The 16,946-nt window shown below is 62.7% G+C and carries 16 protein-coding genes; 7 read left to right on the top strand and 9 right to left on the bottom strand.

The annotated features are described in order from the left end of the window. Nucleotides 1–48: 48 nt before the first annotated feature. From FPT15_RS16835 to FPT15_RS16820, 4 genes are all read right to left on the bottom strand, one after another. Nucleotides 49–342, bottom strand: a complete 294-nt coding sequence (locus FPT15_RS16835) for a YcgL domain-containing protein (protein WP_145162981.1) — start codon at nt 340–342, stop codon at nt 49–51. After that, nucleotides 339–1,472, bottom strand: coding sequence for a ribonuclease D (rnd, locus tag FPT15_RS16830; RefSeq protein WP_145162979.1), 1,134 nt, complete (start codon nt 1,470–1,472; stop codon nt 339–341). The genes FPT15_RS16835 and rnd overlap by 4 nt, the downstream gene beginning before the upstream one ends. A gap of 122 nt (nt 1,473–1,594) precedes the next feature. Further along, complete coding sequence (locus FPT15_RS16825) at nt 1,595–2,194, bottom strand: class I SAM-dependent methyltransferase (protein WP_145162977.1); 600 nt, start codon at nt 2,192–2,194, stop codon at nt 1,595–1,597. A gap of 216 nt (nt 2,195–2,410) precedes the next feature. Then, nucleotides 2,411–3,781 carry a glutamine synthetase family protein gene (locus FPT15_RS16820; protein WP_145162975.1) on the bottom strand — a complete coding sequence of 457 codons (1,371 nt, stop codon included), beginning with the start codon at nt 3,779–3,781 and terminating at the stop codon, nt 2,411–2,413. Between the two features lie 402 nt (nt 3,782–4,183). On the opposite strand from FPT15_RS16820, the gene FPT15_RS16815 reads away from it, so the two are divergent. Both FPT15_RS16815 and FPT15_RS16810 read left to right on the top strand, forming a co-directional pair. Further along, nucleotides 4,184–4,957: a transporter substrate-binding domain-containing protein gene (locus FPT15_RS16815; RefSeq protein WP_145162973.1), complete on the top strand. Its 774-nt coding sequence runs from the start codon at nt 4,184–4,186 to the stop codon at nt 4,955–4,957. A gap of 51 nt (nt 4,958–5,008) precedes the next feature. Further along, a complete protein-coding gene (locus tag FPT15_RS16810) occupies nt 5,009–5,845 on the top strand; it encodes a cache domain-containing protein (RefSeq protein WP_145162971.1) in 837 nt (278 codons plus the stop codon). Nucleotides 5,846–5,977: 132 nt separating this feature from the next. On the opposite strand, the gene FPT15_RS16805 is transcribed toward FPT15_RS16810, so the two are convergent. Next, a complete protein-coding gene (locus FPT15_RS16805) occupies nt 5,978–7,495 on the bottom strand; it encodes an MDR family MFS transporter (protein WP_145162969.1) in 1,518 nt (505 codons plus the stop codon). Nucleotides 7,496–7,561: 66 nt separating this feature from the next. Continuing rightward, entirely contained in the window at nt 7,562–8,755 is a 1,194-nt protein-coding gene (gene pobA, locus FPT15_RS16800) for a 4-hydroxybenzoate 3-monooxygenase (RefSeq protein ID WP_145162967.1), read from the bottom strand. Between the two features lie 180 nt (nt 8,756–8,935). Here pobA and FPT15_RS16795 point away from each other — a divergent pair, with 180 nt between their 5' ends. Continuing rightward, entirely contained in the window at nt 8,936–9,820 is an 885-nt protein-coding gene (locus tag FPT15_RS16795; protein WP_145162965.1) for a helix-turn-helix domain-containing protein, read from the top strand. Here FPT15_RS16795 and FPT15_RS29795 read toward each other — a convergent pair. Both FPT15_RS29795 and FPT15_RS16790 read right to left on the bottom strand, forming a co-directional pair. Then, nucleotides 9,813–9,989: a hypothetical protein gene (locus tag FPT15_RS29795; protein WP_164487913.1), complete on the bottom strand. Its 177-nt coding sequence runs from the start codon at nt 9,987–9,989 to the stop codon at nt 9,813–9,815. The genes FPT15_RS16795 and FPT15_RS29795 overlap by 8 nt on opposite strands. 99 nt (nt 9,990–10,088) lie before the next feature. Continuing rightward, nucleotides 10,089–10,994 (bottom strand): LysR family transcriptional regulator, encoded by a 906-nt coding sequence (locus tag FPT15_RS16790; protein ID WP_145162963.1) that lies wholly within the window; start codon nt 10,992–10,994, stop codon nt 10,089–10,091. Between the two features lie 104 nt (nt 10,995–11,098). On the opposite strand from FPT15_RS16790, the gene FPT15_RS16785 reads away from it, so the two are divergent. Both FPT15_RS16785 and FPT15_RS16780 read left to right on the top strand, forming a co-directional pair. Beyond that, the gene (locus FPT15_RS16785; protein WP_145162961.1) at nt 11,099–11,965 is read left to right on the top strand and encodes an MBL fold metallo-hydrolase; all 867 of its coding nucleotides are present in this window, start codon (nt 11,099–11,101) and stop codon (nt 11,963–11,965) included. A gap of 33 nt (nt 11,966–11,998) precedes the next feature. Continuing rightward, on the top strand, nt 11,999–12,613 hold the full coding sequence (locus tag FPT15_RS16780; RefSeq protein ID WP_145162959.1) for an NAD(P)-dependent oxidoreductase: 615 nt from the start codon (nt 11,999–12,001) through the stop codon (nt 12,611–12,613). 121 nt (nt 12,614–12,734) lie between these two features. On the opposite strand, the gene FPT15_RS16770 is transcribed toward FPT15_RS16780, so the two are convergent. Continuing rightward, entirely contained in the window at nt 12,735–13,607 is an 873-nt protein-coding gene (locus FPT15_RS16770; protein ID WP_145162957.1) for a LysR substrate-binding domain-containing protein, read from the bottom strand. A gap of 110 nt (nt 13,608–13,717) precedes the next feature. Between FPT15_RS16770 and FPT15_RS16765 the strand changes: the two genes are divergently transcribed. Together FPT15_RS16765 and FPT15_RS16760 are read left to right on the top strand one after the other, a co-directional pair. After that, nucleotides 13,718–15,343 carry a 5-guanidino-2-oxopentanoate decarboxylase gene (locus FPT15_RS16765; protein ID WP_145162955.1) on the top strand — a complete coding sequence of 542 codons (1,626 nt, stop codon included), beginning with the start codon at nt 13,718–13,720 and terminating at the stop codon, nt 15,341–15,343. Further along, nucleotides 15,340–16,782 carry an aldehyde dehydrogenase family protein gene (locus FPT15_RS16760; protein WP_145162953.1) on the top strand — a complete coding sequence of 481 codons (1,443 nt, stop codon included), beginning with the start codon at nt 15,340–15,342 and terminating at the stop codon, nt 16,780–16,782. The genes FPT15_RS16765 and FPT15_RS16760 overlap by 4 nt, the downstream gene beginning before the upstream one ends. Nucleotides 16,783–16,946: the final 164 nt, after the last annotated feature.

Here is a 16,946-nt window from a genome sequence, read left to right as displayed (position 1 = left end):
CGAATACGTTTGCATTGAAGAAGGTGCCCGGGTTCGGGCACTGACCGATCACATCGGGTCGTTGCGGCGCAGCAGCTCTTCGGGCAAGTGTTCGATGTACTCATCCTCGGCCGGTGGCATTTGCAGGTGGTAGCCCTGCTTGTCGAGGTTTTCCAGGACCACGCTGATGTCCTCGCGGGACAGCTTGCGCTCCGGCGTCAGAATCATCTCGAACGCAAGATGGGCCTTGCCGAAGGCCGCCATCAACGGTTCGGGCACACGCTCCAACGCGTCGCTTTTGAGCACGTAGAGGTACATCCCGTCTTTTTTCAAGCTGCGGTAGATGGAGCAAATACGTTTCAAGGCTGTTCTCCGGCAGTGGCCAGGCTGTCGAGCAGCGCCTGGCCCATCAACTCGCGGCGCCAGCCACGCAGCGAGTCTGGCAATTTATAAGGCCCATCGGGGTAGCCACTTTTGACCAGGGCTTCGAGGGTTTTCTTGCGCAGCATCAGTTCCGGCGCCATGTCCAGGCGTTCGGCTTCGGCCTGGCCCAAGGCCCGCAGATGCTTGATCAGCGTGGCGGCGTCCACCGGCAGCGGCTCGGCAACCGCCGGCGGCCACTGGTCCATGGGCACGCTGCCGGCGCGCTTGATCAGGTCCAGCAGAAACTGGCCGTCCTGACGTACGGTGCGCGGGTGCATGTCTTCGATTTTGCCCAGCGCGGCAAGGTTGTCCGGCTGGGATTTGGCCAGGGGCCACAACGAGTGCTCGCGGATAATGCGGTTGCGCGGCAGGTCGCGGGCACGGGCCTGCTGCTCGCGCCAGGCGCACAGTTCACGCAGCACGGCGAGCTGGGCGCGGGACAGTTTCCACGCCAGCTTGGCGTCGCGGTACACCTCGTAGGGGTCGACTTCGCGGCGCAGGTTGGCGACCAACTCGGCGCCGTCTTCCAGCACCCAGGCGTATTTGTCGTCTGAGAGCTGCGGACGCAGGCGGATGTAGACCTCGGCCAAGTGCACCGCGTCTTCGGCGGCGTAGCTCACTTGGGTCTCGGACAACGGCCGCTGCAGCCAGTCCGAGCGCGTTTCGCCCTTGGGCAACTCGATATCCAGCACGGCCTGCACCAGGCGCGAATAGCCCATGGAGAAACCGAGGTTCAGGTAAGCCGCCGCCAATTGGGTGTCGAACAACGGCACCGGCAGGCTGCCGGTCAGGCGCAGCAACACTTCCAGGTCTTCGCTGCAGGCGTGCACCACCTTGATCACCGCCGGGTTTTCCAGCAAGGCGGCCAAGGGTTGCCAATTGTCGATGGTCAGAGGGTCGATCAGGTAAGCGCGTACGCCATCGCCGATCTGGATCAGCCCGGCAATGGGATAAAAGGTATCGACCCGCATGAATTCGGTGTCGAGGGCGACGAATGGCAACTGCTGCCATTCGGCGCAATGCTGGCCGAGGCTATCGTTGTCGCAGATCCAGTGAATATCGATGGCCACACGGCTCTCCCTTGAAGAATGGCGCGCAGTATATATCGCGAAAGACGCTTGCGAGCATCCGCAGTGCACACGCCTTCATGAAAACTCCGACAAGACAGGAAGAATAGTCCGACGGACGGGAGTTAGCTTCTCTTACGCAGTACGTAAACCCGCCACAGCTTGGAGCCCGGCAGGAATTCCTGATGGTTGAGTATTTTGAAACCGGCTTGGCGAAACTCGCCCTCGACAGGTGTGTGTGCGTTCACGGAAACGATCACGGTGTCGCGGCTGACCCGATGGAACTCGCGCAGCAGCGCCAAACGCCCTTCACTGCTGGGTACATGGCGAAACAGTTCCATGCAGAAAATGCAGTCCACCGCATTGGCCGACAAGCCGATGGAAAACGCCGACCCCTGGAATGTTTTGACGCGCTTGAGCAGTGCTGCCGGGTGATGAGTGCGCGCATGGTCGAGCATCGCCTGGGAATTGTCAGAGGCCAGAATCACGCGGTTGATGTGTTCTGCCAACACCGGCCAGAACCGGCCGGAACCGCAGGCCAGGTCGAGGATCAGCCCCGGCTCGCCGGCCACTTTCAATGCCTGGCGCACCAACCGCTCATCGCGCCACGCCGCCACGCGCTGGCGCAGGCGCGGCGGGCGTGTGTCGCCGCAGACCCTGGCATGCTCACGGCCACAGCGCTCGGTGAATTCAATTTCGATGGCGGAAGGTGGTTGTGACGGCATCACGGGCTCATGTGTGTGGAACGGTAGTGAACGACCTTGAACCGCAGCTTACCCACTGCAACGTGAAAAAAAGGTCGAAGCCGTCACGGCCACCAAACACCCAAGATCCATTGTGGAAGTTGTCGAGCTTTAGCGAGGCTACGATGGCGGTGGGTCAGGCAACCCATCACTGGCTGACACACCGCTGTCGCGGGCAAGCCCGGCTCCCACAGTGGATTACGCCTGGTGCAGATACCAGCGCCAGTCCTGCTCGCCTACCTCGCCCATAAACTGGCGATATTCGGCACGCTTGACCGCCAGGTACACACCCAGGAACTCACTGCCGAACGCATCCCGCGCCCAGCTTGACCCTTCCAGGGCACGCAAGGTGGTGAGCCAGTCGGTGGGCAGCAATTGTTTGGCTTGCGCATAGCCATTGCCTTCCACCGGGGCGCCGGGATCGCGTTGCTCGCGGATACCGCGATGGATACCCGCCAGGATTGCGGCGGCAGCCAGGTAAGGGTTGGCGTCAGCGCCGCAGATGCGGTGCTCGATGTGTCGGGAATTGGCCGGCCCGCCGGGCACACGCAGGCTCACGGTGCGGTTGTCCACGCCCCAGGTGGCGGCCAGCGGTGCGTAGCTGTTGGTCTGGAAGCGGCGATAGGAGTTGGCGTTGGGGCAGAACATCAGCAACGAATCAAGCAAGGTGCTGAGCATGCCACCCACGGCCTGACGCAGCAGCGGCGTGCCGTCGGCAGCCTCACTGGCGAACAGGTTATTGCCATCGGCATCCGCCAGGCTGACGTGCATGTGCATGCCGGTGCCCGCGAGGTCGTCGAACGGCTTGGCCATGAAGCAGGCGGTCATCCCGTGTTTATGCGCCACGCCCTTGACCAAGCGCTTGTAGCGCACGGCTTCGTCCATGGCCTGCAAGGCATCGGCGCGATGTTCCAGGGTGATTTCAACCTGGCCCGGGGCGTATTCGGAGATTGCCGTGCGCGCCGGAATGCCTTGCAGTTTGCACGCGCTATAAAGGTCGGCGAGGAACGGCTCGATCTGCTCCAGCTCGCGCAGGCCATACACCTGGGTCGAGCGCGGGCGATTGCCGTCCACATCCCGCGCCGGTTGTGGGCGGCCATTGCTGTCGGGTGTCTGGTCGAGCAGGTAAAACTCCAGCTCGGCCGCCATCACCGGGTAGTAACCGTCGGCTTTCAGCCCGTCGATGACCTTGGCGAGCAAATGCCGAGGGTCGGCCACGGTGGCGGGCATGCCCTCGGTGGGGTGCATGCTCACTTGCACGGCGGCCGTGGGAATCAGGCGCCACGGCATGCGCTGCAAGCTCGCGCTGATCGGATAGGCGCGGCAGTCGATATCCCCGACCTCCCACACCAGCCCGGAGTTTTCCACGTCGTCGCCATTAATCGTCAGGCCGAGGATGGTGCTGGGCAACGGCCGGCCACTTTCGTACACCGCCAGCAGCTCATCGCGGTGCAGCCATTTGCCGCGCGGCACGCCGTTGTTGTCGAGGATAAACAGCTCGAACATCTCGATGTCCGGGTGCTGTTCAAGGAAAGATCGGGCTTCGTGCAGGCAGGCAAAATCACTCATGGCAAGTCTCATACGTTTGCGTCAGGCAGGAACATAGGCACCGCGCGCAGGGGCGCTGGGTCTATGAGAGAGGTCAACGTAGGAGAGCGGTATCCGGTGGGCGTGCGTGTCGGCAGTGGAACAAGGCCCAGAAGGCCAGCTCGGAAGGAAGGGCCTCGACAACCGCGGTACAGCTGGGCACTAAAGCGCCAGGCAATGTCGCGGGATGAGTGTCGGGGGAACCGTCCATGCGGGATTCACAGTGAGGTGGATGCCCGGCAGCGTCACACGGCTGCACAGGGGGTTTAAATTCAGGGTTGACGGAGTTTGGTTGCAGCTTGGCTAAACAATCGCGCCGCTTGCTACCTCGGCGCGCTCCTGGAAATAATGGCCGCCCCGATCTTGCCCCAAGGACTCGACCGCATGAAAGCTCCCCTGGCCCTGTGTGTATTGGCGGGTTTGGCAACCACCGCCCTGGCCGATGCCGCGCCCTCGCGCCTCGATGAGGTGGTGCAGCGCGGCACGCTCACCGTCTGCACCACCGGCGACTACAAGCCTTACACGTCGCTGCGCGCCGATGGCCGTTATGAAGGCATCGACATCGCCATGGCCGAGTCGCTGGCCAAAAGCCTGAATGCGACGATCACGTGGGTGCCGACCACCTGGAAAACCCTGATGCCGGACTTCCTGGCTCAACGCTGTGACATCGCCGTGGGCGGTATTTCGGTGTCGCTGGAGCGCCAGAAAAAGGCCTTCTTCAGCCAGGCACTGGGTGTGGACGGCAAAATCCCGTTGGTGCGATGCGCCGACGTGCAGCGCTACCAGAGCGTCGAGCAGATCAACCAGCCGCAGGTGCGGGTGATCGAGCCGGCCGGCGGCACCAACGAAGTGTTTGCCCGCGCTCACCTGGGCCAGGCGCAGATCCGCCTGCACGACAACGTGACCATCTTCGACGAGTTGCTGGCGGGCAAGGCGGACGTGATGATCACCGACGCCAGCGAGGCGCGCTTCCAGCAAAAGCTCAAGCCCGGACTGTGCGCGGTCAACCCGCAGCAGCAGATGCAGTACAGCGAAAAAGCCTTCCTGCTGCCCCGCGATGACGTGGCGTGGAAAAGCTATGTCGACCAGTGGTTGCACTTGAGCGTCGCCACCGGGGCATACGACGCCATCGTCAATCAATGGCTGGCGGCGCCCTGAGCCGCAGCGGTCTACGCTGTGCTCACATCAAACAATAACGAGGGATGAGTAATGAAGGGACTGCTCCGAATCACCTGGCTGCTGCTGTTGTGTTGCAGCCAGGTGCACGCGGCCACTCAGGAGGAGGACGCCCAGGCCGCCAAGGCGCTGCTGACCAAGGCCTTGGCCTATTACCAGAGCAATGGCGACAAGGCGTTTGCCGCGTTCAGTCGCCAAGGGGAGTTTGTCGACCATGACCGTTATGTGTTTGTGGTCGACACCCAGGGCGTGTTGCTGGCCAGTGGCGGGCCCTCCTCGGCCTTGATCGGCCGCGATGTGTCCGAGTTGCTCGGGCCCGACTTGCAAGCCTCGTTCAAACAAGCGCTGGTGGTGCCCGAAGGCCAAGGCATCCAGCAGGCCGATTATCGCTGGCAGAACTGGAACGACGGCAAGGTTGAGCACAAGCATGTGTTTTATCAACGCATCGGCGAGCGGATTCTGGCCGTCGGCTATTACCTGCCACGCGCCACGCCAGAGCAGGCTCGCGGTTTGCGCGACAAGGCGGTAAAGGCACTGGTCAAGGATGAAGCCGGCACGCTCAAGGCGATCAATTCGTTGCAGGGCGACTTCCTGCAGGATGACCTGTATGTGTTCGTGGTCGACCTGAATACCGGGCGCTATGTGGCCCACGGCACCAACCTGCGGCTGGTGGACACCGACTTCGCCAAGATCAGGGACCCGGACGGCAAGCCGGTGGGCGAGCCGATTTTGAAGCTGATGGCCGAGCAGGATCAGGGTGAGTACAAGTACCGCTGGAAAAACCCGGTGACCAACAAGGTCGAGAACAAGCACGCCTACTTGCGCAAGACCGGACATTTCATGGTGGCGGTCGGGTATTACAGCCCCTGATCAGGCTTGGAATGCAGTCACCTGTGGGAGCTGGCTTGCCTGCGAAAGCGGTGGGTCAGTTTGCATAGCCGGCACTGATACACCGCCTTCGCAGGCAAGCCAGCTCCTACAATTTGATCTTCATCGGGTCAGTTACTTGGCCTTGTCTTCACGCCCACGCAGCACTCGGTTAGGCATCGCAATCGCGGCCGCCAACCCCAGCAACGACACCGCCGCACTCACCATCAGCAAATGCCGGAACGTCACCGCCAACTCCCCGCGCAGCGCATCCTGCGCCGGGCCGGGCGCGGCGTTCAAGCCGTCCAGCAAGACGTTGCCGGAACTGCCTTCGGCCACCAGCGCGCCGCTGGCCAAATGCGCAAAGCTCGAATCCTGCAACAGCGCCAGCAACAAGGCCGACATGCAGGCCACGCCTACGGCCCCGCCAAGGGAACGGAACAGGTTGGTGGTGCTGGTCGCCACGCCAATGTCGCGCTGCTCGACCGAATTCTGCGTCCCCACCAGCGACGTCGGGAACTGCATCCCTGCCGCAATCCCACACAGCAACATGAACATCGCCGTCATCCCGACCGCCTGCGGCGCACTGTAGGCCATGCCCAGAATCGCGAACGGGCTCAGCAACGCGCCGGTCAGAATCATTGGCTTATAGCGCCCGGTCACCGAGGTCATGCGCCCGGCAAAATAAGCCCCCACCGGCAGGCCGAACGCCAGCGGCAGCAGGTGCAGCGCGGCGCTGTCCGCCCCCGAGCCGGTCACCGTCTGATACCGCAGCGGCATCAACACCGTCAGGGAAATCGCCTGAAAACTGGTGAAAAAAATCGTGCACCAGCACAACACGGCGCTGCGATTGGCAAACAGGTGCATCGGCAGCAGAGGCTCGCGCGCACGGCGTTCATGCCAGACGAACACCGTAAGCGCCACCCCCGCACACACCAGCAGCCCGAGCACTTGCTGGTCGCGCCAATGATGGCCCTGGCCGATCTCGGTGATGCCCAGCAGCAAGGCCGTGAGGCCGATGATCATCAGCAAGGTGCCGACATAATCGATGATCGGCTTGCGCTGCGGCACCGGCAACCCGACCAGGGTGCGATGCGCCACATACCAGGCGCCGGCGCCCAGCGGCAGGTTGATCAGAAACACCCAACGCCAGGACAGATACTCGGTCATGTACCCGCCCAGCACCGGCCCGGCCACGCTGGCCACCGCGTACATGCTGCTGAAATAACCCTGATAACGCCCGCGCTCGCGCGGTGGAATGATGTCACCAATGATCGCCTGGCTCACCGAGATCATCCCGCCGGCGCCGATGCCCTGCAGAATGCGCGCCAGCACCAGTTGCTCCATGTTTTGCGCCATGGCGCAAAACAGCGACGCCAGCGTGAACACGCCCATGCCGATCAGCATCATCGGGCGACGCCCGTACAAGTCACCGAGCTTGCCGTAAATCGGCACCGCCACCGTCATCGCCACCATGTAGCCGGAAATCACCCAGGCCAGCAGGTTGACGTCATGGAACTGCGCGGAGATGGCCGGCATGGACACGGCGACGATGGTCTGGTCCAGTGCGCCGAGGAAGATCGCCATCATCAAGGCGGCAAGCACACTGCGCACGGCGGGGACGGGTTGGGCGGGCTGGTTGAGGTTGGTCACGGCAGAACCTTCGAGCAAGGCCCACGGGCAGAAAGGGCCCGCGGGAATGCTCGATACGATAGCAGGCTACTCGATAGCTTCGTAAGCAAGCCCGACGTAATTTTCTGCAATGGTTGTGCGCCCGGCCTGCGAATCGACGAAATACGCCAGCTCACTCTCGGCGATGCGCTGGCTGAAGCCATCCGCGTCCGCAAACTGGTGCAGCATGGAGGTCATCCACCAGGAAAACCGCTCGGCCTTCCACACCCGGCGCAGGCAGATCGCCGAGTACTGCGGCAATAAGTCCACGCGCCCCTCGCGATACACCTTGAGCAGGATGCGAAACAGCGTATTCACGTCACTGGCCGCCAGGTTCAGCCCCTTGGCCCCGGTCGGCGGCACGATATGCGCCGCATCCCCGAGCAGGAACAGGCGCCCGTATTGCATCGGTTCCACCACAAAGCTGCGCAGCGGCGCGATGCTTTTTTCGATCGACGGCCCGGTCACCAACTGTGCGGCCAGGGCGCTGGGCAGGCGGGTTTTCAGCTCATCCCAGAAACGCTCATCCGACCATTCATCCAGCGCCGTTTCAGCCGGCACTTGTAGGTAATAACGGCTGCGGGTCGGCGAACGCATGCTGCACAGCGCAAAGCCGCGCGGGTGCTTGGCGTAGACCAGTTCGGCATGCACCGGTGGCGTGTCGGCAAGGACGCCCAGCCAACCAAAGGGGTAGACGCGCTCGAAAACCTTTAACGAATCAGCCGGAATGGATTGGCGCGCCACGCCATGGAAACCATCACAGCCGGCAATGTAGTCGCACTCCACACGAAAGGCTTCGCCCTGATGCTCGAAGGTCAGCCACGGTCGATCACTTTTAAGGTCATGGGGCTGCACGTTGTGCGCTTCGTACAGCGTGAGGGCGCCGGCGGCTTCACGCGCTTGCATCAGGTCGCGGGTCACTTCGGTCTGGCCGTAGATCATCACCGACCGGCCGCCGGTCAAGCCCTTGAGGTCGATATGGCTGAGCTGGCCATTGAGCGCCAGCTCGAAACCGTCATGCACCAGGCCTTCGGCGTCCATGCGCTGGCTGACACCGGCTTCGCGCAGCAGGTCGACCATGCCTTGCTCCAGCACCCCGGCACGGATGCGGCCTTGCACGTAATCGGCCCGCTGGCGCTCTAGCACCAGGGTCTGGATACCCGCGTTGTGCAGCAGTTGACCGAGCAACAGTCCGGAGGGACCGGCGCCGATAATGGCGACTTGGGTTTTCAGCGTTTTCATTATTTTTAGGGTCCGCAAGGCTCACCCGAACGGATGAGGTGAAAGAGTTGTCATTGATCTTGTTGCTGACATTTTTCACTTGAGTGACCGCCATAAGAAGGTGAAAACTGAGACAAAGCCTGCGCTTTTTGCCAATCGGGGCGATTACCGAACCACTATCCTGAGTATCGGATTGAAACCATGACCAAAACTGCCAGTACCGCGATTCCGGTCTTCAAGCTTTACGGGGAAAGCCAGCAATGGCCGACGCCCGATTTGTTGCACTGTGAAACCATTTCCCGGCGCAGTCGGGAATACCAGTGGGAAATCCAGCCCCACCGGCACGCGGACCTGTGCCAGTTGCTGTACGTGCATAAAGGCCAGGCGCAACTGGAAATCGAAGGCCAGCGCACCACGCTCGACGAGGCGACCTTGCAGGTGCTGCCGCCCTTGTGTGTGCATGGGTTTCGGTTTGCCGAAGATGTCGAAGGGTTCATCGTCACGCTGTCGGCGCCGCTGGTCAGCCATTTGCAGACGCAGCTGGGCTCGACGGTGGACGGCTTGCAAGCCTTGGGTAACTACCCGGCCGGCAAGGACAGCGACTACCTCAACAGCCTGTTTGCGCGCCTGCAGGACGAATACGCCGATGAGCAACCGGCGCGCGACATGATGATGCACGCCTTGGTCAGCGTGCTGCTGGTGTGGATCAGCCGCCAGGCCATCCAGCGTCGCCACGCGCGGGCACCGCGAGGGCGTGAATATTTCCGGCGGTTTACCCAACTGGTCGAACAGCATTACCGCGAGCACCCCAAGATCGAAGACCTGGCACACAAGCTGGGCATCTCGGTTTCACACCTGAACGGCACGTGTCGGGAATTGGGTGGGCAACCTGCGCTGCAGATCATGCATGACCGCCAGTTGCTGGAAGCCAAGCGCCTGCTGACCTACACCAGCATGACCATCAATGAGATGTCGGAGGTGCTGGGGTTTTCTGACCCGACCAACTTCTCGCGACTGTTTCGGCGCCGGGTCGGGTTCTCGCCCAAAGCGTTCCGCGAGCAGTTGAAGGCCGAACAGCCTACCTGAGCGCGCTGAAACTGCCGGTACGCGGCAGGCACATGTCCTGATGGCAACTGACCGCAAAGGTCGGCTGCATGCGGGTCTGTTCAACCCGGTACGCGGCAGTGCCGTACAGCGCGGTAGCCAGGGCGCACAGGATGAAAATCATCAGGTACTTTCTGATTTTTAGAGTCATGGCACACCTCTGAACTGATCGACTCGGTGCTGTTTAAAGCATAGGTCAGCCAGCAAGAGTTGCCATTATTGGACGCCATTCAAGATCTTTATGTCGGGTTCAAAGGCCGACATCCCACACCGGTTCCTCAGGAAAGCGCAGCACCAGAAAATCCAGCAGGCTGCGCAGCGCCAACGGCATGTGCTTGCGCGAGGCGTACACCGCGTAGACATTCATTTGCTGGGGCTCTGCCTCGGGCAGCAAACGGATCAGTTCGCCGCTGCGGATGTAATCCCCCGCCTGATAACTGGGGAGCCGCGCCACCCCTGCCCCCGCCAATGTCACCCGTAACAGGGCGGTCGCCTCGTTAGCGCTGATATTGCCCTGTACCGCCACCGACACCGGCTCTGCGTTTTCGGTGAAGTGCCACAGGCTTTTGCCGAAGTAAGTGTGCGTCAGGCAGTTGTGCTTCGCCAGGTCGTGCACGTGCTGCGGACGCGGGTGCTCCAGCAGGTAGGCCGGGGACGCGCAAATGACCGAACGGCAGAGCGTCAGCTTGCGAGCGATCAGGTTGGGGTCCAGCTCAAAACTGGTGCGAATGGCCAGGTCGATCCGCTCATCCACCAGGTTCACCGTACGGTCGAGCATCTGCAGATCGATACTGACCAACGGGTTGCGCTTGACGAACTCGGCCACGGCGTCCGCCAATTGCGCCTGGCCGAACGAGCTGCTGACACTCAGCCGTAGCTGGCCGCGCGGCGCTTCGTCCGGCTCGCTGACGGCGGCCTGCATGTCGTTGCACAACTCCAGCAACTGCCGCGCTCGAGGCAGCATTTCGCTACCCGCCGCGGTGAGGCTGAGCTTGCGCGTGGTGCGATGCATCAGCCGCGCGCCCATCCAATCCTCAAGTTCTGCCAGATAACGTGAAACGACCGGCCGCGACAGGTCCAGCTGATCCGCCGCCGCCGACTGGCTACCCAGGTCAACGACCGTGACAAACACCCGCATTGCTTGAAGACGATCCATGATTTGCACGCTTTCAGAAACAAACTATGTTCAAGCATGGCATTTTTTGTGACGTTTAGTGCAACTAAGCTCTGTGCATCACTTAACTGCTGCTGGAGCTGCACATGATCTCGACGCTTAAACGATTGGCCACGGCCATGGCCGCCCTGGCATTCGCCGCCCATGCCGCGGCAGCCGATCTGACGCTGGATGCTTATAACCCTGGTACCTCGGCAATGATGCCCGTCAGTTCGGTACTGGTCAGCGGCGAGCACGACGTCATCCTCGTGAACGCGCAATTCGGCAATGCCCAAGCCGAGCAACTGGTGACAAAGATTCGCGCCAGCGGCAAGCGCCTGACCACCATCTACGTCAGTGACGGTGACCCGGATTACTATTTCGGCCTTGAAGTGCTGACGAAGGCGTTCCCCGCCGCCAAGGTGGTAGCCACCCAGCCGGTGGTCGACCATATCAAGGCCACCGCCGAGCAGAAACTCGCGTTCTGGGGCCCTAAGCTGGGTGCCGACAAACCGGCCAAAGCCATCATCCCGCAGGTGCTCCAAGGCCATAGCCTGACCCTGGAAGGCAAGACGCTGGAAGTGGTCGGCCTGGACGGCCCGCAGCCGGAGCGCACGTTCGTGTGGATTCCATCGATCAAGGCCGTGGTGGGCGGCGTTGTGGTGTTCGAGAACACCCACGTGTGGATGGCCGATACGCAAACCGCCCAGTCCCACGCTGACTGGCTGGCAACCTTGCAACGCATCGAAGACCTGAAACCGCGCACCGTGATTCCAGGTCACTACCTGGGTACACCCACTGTGCAGTCCGTGGCATTCACCGCGGGCTATATCAAAGCGTTCGATGAGGAAACCGCCAAGGCCAAGGATTCGACTGCGCTGATCGCGGCCATGAAAAAGCGTTACCCGAAACTTGAAGATGAGAGCAGCCTGGAACTCGGTGCCAAAGTCGCCAAGGGCGAAATGAAGTGGTGAATGGTTTTAAACCTTAACGTACTGGAGAGCGTCATGAGCAAGATCGCAATCATTGGTGCCACCGGCCGCGCCGGTAGCCAACTGTTGGAAGAAGCGCTGCGTCGTGGGCATACCGTCACCGCCCTTGCGCGTAATACCGGCACGCTGACCGCACGCCCGGGCGTCACCGTCAAACAGGTCGACGCCCTGGATGCCAACGCCCTGCAACAGGCGGTCAGCGGCAGCGACGTGGTGATCAGTGCGGCGCACTTCGCCACACTGCCGGCCAGTGCGGTGATCGGCCCGGTGAAGAACGCCGGGGTGAAACGCCTGCTGGTGGTCGGCGGTGCAGGTTCGTTGTTGTTGCCGGATGGCAGCCGAGTCATCGACAGCCCTGGCTTCCCGGCGGAGTACAAGGCCGAGGCCAGCGCCGGCGCTGAATTTCTTGATGCGCTGCGCCAGGAAAAAGAGCTGGACTGGACCTTCCTGTCGCCGTCGGCGGAGTTCGTTGAGACCGAGCGCACCGGAACATTCCGCGTGGGCCAGGATGATTTGCTGGTGAGCGCGCAAGGGCGCAGCTGGATCAGCTTTGCCGACTACGCCATCGCGTTGATCGATGAAGTAGAAACGCCGAAGCACTCGCGCCAGCGTTTCACCGTCGGCTACTGACCCTGTAGGAGCTGGCTTGCCTGCGATAGCATCACCGCGGTATGGCTGACACACCGAGGTGCCGGCATCGCAGGCAAGCCAGCTCCCACACAAGCCCGCTGCCACTTTTGGGTCTGCGGTATTACGACGGTTGGGCTTGGCTCACCAGCCACTCCATCAGTGCTTCAAGCCCGGCCGAAGGCTCAGTGCCCGGCGGGTACACCAGGTAATACCCCATCCCGGTCGGCACGCGCAGTTCAAACGGTGTCGCCAGCCGCCCCGCCTTCACATCCTCGCCAATCAACGCACTGTCGCCAATCGCCACTCCCGAGCCTTGGGACGCCACCGTCATTGCCAGGTCCAGCGTTTCAAAATGATGCCCCTGGGCCAGGTTGCTCAAGCGCGTGTTCGCAGCCTTCAGCCACAACGCCCAATCGCGCTCGTCCCGCGTGGGGTGCAGCAGCACCTGGCGCTGCAAATCAGCCGGTGTGTGCAGGCTGGCGAGCAACGCTGGCGCACAGACCGGGGTGAGTTGTTCATCGAATAAATGCCGCGCCTGCGCCGACTGCTCGGCGATGGGCGCATAGATCACCGCCGCGTCGAATTGCTCGCGGCGAAAGTCCACGGTGTAGGCCACGGTGGTGGTGAGTTCCACCGGCACGTCCGGGCGTTCCTTTTGCCACTGCATCAGGCGCGGCAGCAGCCAGCGCATCACGCAGGTGGAGGCCTTGAGTTGCAGGGTCTGGCGGCGGCTGCCGATCTGCTCCACCGCGTCGCCGATCAAGCCAAACACCTGCTGCGCCCGCAGCGACCACTCGCGGCCCTCTTCGGTCAGGCTCAAGCCCCGCGCCTGGCGCTGGAACAAGGCATAGCCCAAATGGCTTTCGAGCCCGGCAATCTGCCGGCTCACCGCACCTTGGGTGATGTGCAGTTGCTCGGCGGCGCGGGTGAAGTTGCAGCACTGGGCCGTGACCCAGAAGGTGTGCAGCGCGGGCAGCGGTGGCAAGCGTTTCATTGGGCGCAGCCATGACGTGGGGACATGGCTAGTATGACTTTTTATCGATTGTTGGCGCTACCGGCCTGCCGCTCCAATAGCGCCTCGAATCAACAACAAGAGCGACATGTATGGCGACCTGCGGCGAAGTATTGGTCAACCTCCTGGAACGCTACGGCGTAGACCAGGTGTTCGGCATTCCCGGCGTGCACACCGTGGAGTTGTACCGTGGCCTGGCGCGCTCGAGCATCCGCCACGTCACCCCGCGCCACGAACAGGGCGCAGGCTTCATGGCCGACGGCTATGCGCGCACCCGCGGTAAACCTGGCGTGTGTTTCATCATCACCGGCCCCGGCATGACCAACATCACCACCGCCATGGGCCAGGCTTATGCCGACTCGATCCCGATGCTGGTGATTTCCAGTGTGCAATCGCGCAGCCAATTGGGTGGCGGGCGCGGCAAACTGCATGAGCTGCCGAACCAGAGCGCGATGATCGCGGGCGTGGCGGCGTTCTCGCACACTTTGATGTCGGCGGCGGAGTTGCCTGGCGTGCTGGCCCGCGCGTTTGCGCTGTTCCAGGCTGGGCGACCGCGCCCGGTGCACATTGAAATTCCGCTGGATGTGCTGGTCGAAAACGCCGATGCCCTGCTCGGCAGCGAGCCGGTCAGCGTGGCGCGCGCCGGTGCCGCGCCGGCGGCGGTGAAGCAGATGAGCCAGTGGCTGGCGGCAGCAAAACGCCCGCTGATCCTCGCCGGCGGCGGCGCCATTGAGGCGGCCCCCGAATTGACCCGCCTGGCCGAACGGCTTGGCGCACCGGTGGCCCTGACCATCAACGCTAAAGGCATGCTGCCGGCCGCGCACCCATTGCTGATCGGCTCGACCCAGACGCTGGTCGCCACCCGCGCCCTGGTCGCCGAAGCCGATGTGGTGCTGGCCATCGGCACCGAACTGGCGGAAACCGATTACGACGTGACCTTCGCCGGGGGGTTCGAGATTCCCGGCGCGCTGCTGCGCATCGACATCGACCCCGACCAGACCGTGCGCAATTACCCGCCTCAGGTCGCACTGGTGGCCGATGCGCAGATCGCAGCCGAAGCGTTGTTGGCCGCGCTGGACAGCCAGGTATTGGGCGAGCGCGACCCAGACTGGGGCAGCCCACGCGTCGCGCGCCTGTGGGCTGAGTTGACGCCCACCTGGGACGCCGCCACCCGCGCGCAAACCCTGTTTCTCAACACCGTGCTGGCGGAACTGCCCGGCGCCGTGCTGGTGGGCGACTCCACCCAACCGGTGTACAGCGGCAACCTGACGCTGAACCTCGACCACCCACGCCGCTGGTTCAATTCCTCCACCGGCTACGGCACCTTGGGCTACGCCCTGCCCGCAGCGATTGGCGCCTGGCTGGGACGCGGCGACGGGCAACCGGTGGTGTGCCTGATCGGCGACGGCGGCCTGCAATTCAGCCTGCCGGAACTGGCCAGCGCGGTCGAGGCGCGCGTGCCGGTCATCGTGCTGCTGTGGAATAACCAGGGTTACGAGGAGATCAAGAAGTACATGCTCAACCGCGCCATCGAGCCGGTTGGTGTGGACATCTACACCCCGGACTTTATCGGTGTGGCCAAAGCCTTGGGCTGCGCCGCCGAGAGCATTCAGGGTATCGCGCAGCTGCGCACGGCATTGCGCGCCGCCGCTGATCGCCAGGGGCCGACGCTGATAGAAATCGACCAGGGGCTGTGGATGCAGGAGGTCGCGGTATGAGCGCAGTATTGAGCGGTGTGTTTATTGCGGGCGAATGGCGTGCAGGCCATGACGTCATCGAGGTGATTAACCCTGCCACCGAAGCCACCCTGGCCCACGTCAGCGTGGGCGATGCGAGCACCGTGGCCCAAGCGGTGGAGGCGGCCAGCGCGGCGTTCATCGACTGGTCGAAAAGCACCGGCCGGGACCGCGCCGCCGTGCTGCGCAAGATCGCCCAGGGCGTGAGCGCCCAGCGCGAGCAGCTGATGAAGTTGCAGTCGAGCAACAATGGCAAGCCGCTGTTTGAGGCCGGCATTGATGTGGACGATGTGATCGCCACCTTCGACTACTACGCCGGCATGTGCGACGACATGGACGCCGCGCAAGACCGCCCGGTGGCACTGCCCGGCGAGGACTTCAGCGCACGCCTGCGCCGCGAGCCCTGTGGTGTGGTCGGGCTGATTGTGCCGTGGAATTTCCCGATGGTGACCACCGCCTGGAAACTCGCCCCGGTCCTGGCGGCCGGATGTTGCGTGGTGCTCAAGCCATCGGAAGTCACGCCGTTGGCCGAGTTGCAACTGGCGAAGATTATTACCCAGGCAGGGCTGCCGGCGGGTGTGTTCAACCTGGTCTGCGGCACGGGCCTGGCGGTTGGCGCACCGCTGGCCGCAGACCGCCGCGTGGCGAAGATGTCCTTCACCGGCAGTAACGCCGTCGGCGTGCAAGTGATGCAACGCGCGGCAGAAACCATCAAGGGTGTAAGCCTTGAGCTGGGCGGTAAATCCTCGTTGCTGGTGCTCGCGGATGCCGACCTCGACCTGGCGGTGGAACTGGCCTGTGGTGGTGGTTTTTTCAACGCCGGGCAGATGTGTTCGGCCACCAGCCGCGTGCTGGTGGCTGACAGCTTGGCGGACGCGTTCCTGCAGCGTTTGCAGACGCGGGCCGAAGGGATTCGCGTGGCAGACCCGTTTGCCGATGAGGTGGAAATGGGCGCGTTGATCAACCGTGCGCAGTATCAGCGGGTGCTGGGGCATATTCAGCGTGGCATCGCAGACGGCGCGCGTTTGCTGTGCGGCGGTGAACGACCGGCCGAACTGGCAAAGGGCTATTTCATTCGCCCGACCGTGTTTACCGATGTGCCGTTGAGCAGTGCGTTGTGGAACGAAGAGATCTTCGGCCCGGTGCTGTGTGTACGACGTTTTACCACTGCCGAGGAAGCCATTGCCCTGGCCAATGACAGCGATTTCGGCCTGGTCGCCAGTGTGGTGAGTGCCGATGTCGACACCGCCGAACGCGTGGCCAATGCCTTGCAGGCCGGGCTTGTGTGGATCAACGCCCCGCAGGTGATCTTCCCGCAAACGGCATGGGGTGGTTACAAGCAGAGCAGCATCGGCCGCGAGTTGGGGCCTTGGGGCTTGGCGGCGTTTCAGGAGATCAAGCATGTGATCCGCGCCCTCTAGCGACGCAGATCCCTTGTGGGAGCGGGCTTGCTCGCGAAAGCGGCGCATCAGGCAATGAATCTGCGAATGACACACCGCATTCGCGAGCAAGCCCGCTCCCACATTTTGAATCGCTGTGTGCCAGTCATCTGCAATTTTTAGATAGCCCCAACGACTTTCTGATT

The organism is Pseudomonas sp. RGB (assembly GCF_007713445.1).
Taxonomy (GTDB): domain Bacteria; phylum Pseudomonadota; class Gammaproteobacteria; order Pseudomonadales; family Pseudomonadaceae; genus Aquipseudomonas.
This window is presented reverse-complemented; position numbering and strand designations above follow the sequence as displayed.

Bases quoted from the DNA above. Each gene is read 5' to 3' on its own strand.
- FPT15_RS16810 (WP_145162971.1), top strand. From the start codon at position 5,009: ATGAAGGGACTGCTCCGAATCACCTGGCTGCTGCTGTTGTGTTGCAGC.
- FPT15_RS16825 (WP_145162977.1), bottom strand. From the start codon at position 2,194: ATGCCGTCACAACCACCTTCCGCCATCGAAATTGAATTCACCGAGCGC.
- FPT15_RS16820 (WP_145162975.1), bottom strand. From the start codon at position 3,781: ATGAGTGATTTTGCCTGCCTGCACGAAGCCCGATCTTTCCTTGAACAG.
- FPT15_RS29795 (WP_164487913.1), bottom strand. From the start codon at position 9,989: ATGACTCTAAAAATCAGAAAGTACCTGATGATTTTCATCCTGTGCGCC.
- FPT15_RS16760 (WP_145162953.1), top strand. From the start codon at position 15,340: ATGAGCGCAGTATTGAGCGGTGTGTTTATTGCGGGCGAATGGCGTGCA.
- FPT15_RS16815 (WP_145162973.1), top strand. From the start codon at position 4,184: ATGAAAGCTCCCCTGGCCCTGTGTGTATTGGCGGGTTTGGCAACCACC.
- FPT15_RS16785 (WP_145162961.1), top strand. From the start codon at position 11,099: ATGATCTCGACGCTTAAACGATTGGCCACGGCCATGGCCGCCCTGGCA.
- FPT15_RS16770 (WP_145162957.1), bottom strand. From the start codon at position 13,607: ATGAAACGCTTGCCACCGCTGCCCGCGCTGCACACCTTCTGGGTCACG.
- FPT15_RS16765 (WP_145162955.1), top strand. From the start codon at position 13,718: ATGGCGACCTGCGGCGAAGTATTGGTCAACCTCCTGGAACGCTACGGC.
- FPT15_RS16790 (WP_145162963.1), bottom strand. From the start codon at position 10,994: ATGGATCGTCTTCAAGCAATGCGGGTGTTTGTCACGGTCGTTGACCTG.
- pobA (WP_145162967.1), bottom strand. From the start codon at position 8,755: ATGAAAACGCTGAAAACCCAAGTCGCCATTATCGGCGCCGGTCCCTCC.
- FPT15_RS16780 (WP_145162959.1), top strand. From the start codon at position 11,999: ATGAGCAAGATCGCAATCATTGGTGCCACCGGCCGCGCCGGTAGCCAA.
- FPT15_RS16795 (WP_145162965.1), top strand. From the start codon at position 8,936: ATGACCAAAACTGCCAGTACCGCGATTCCGGTCTTCAAGCTTTACGGG.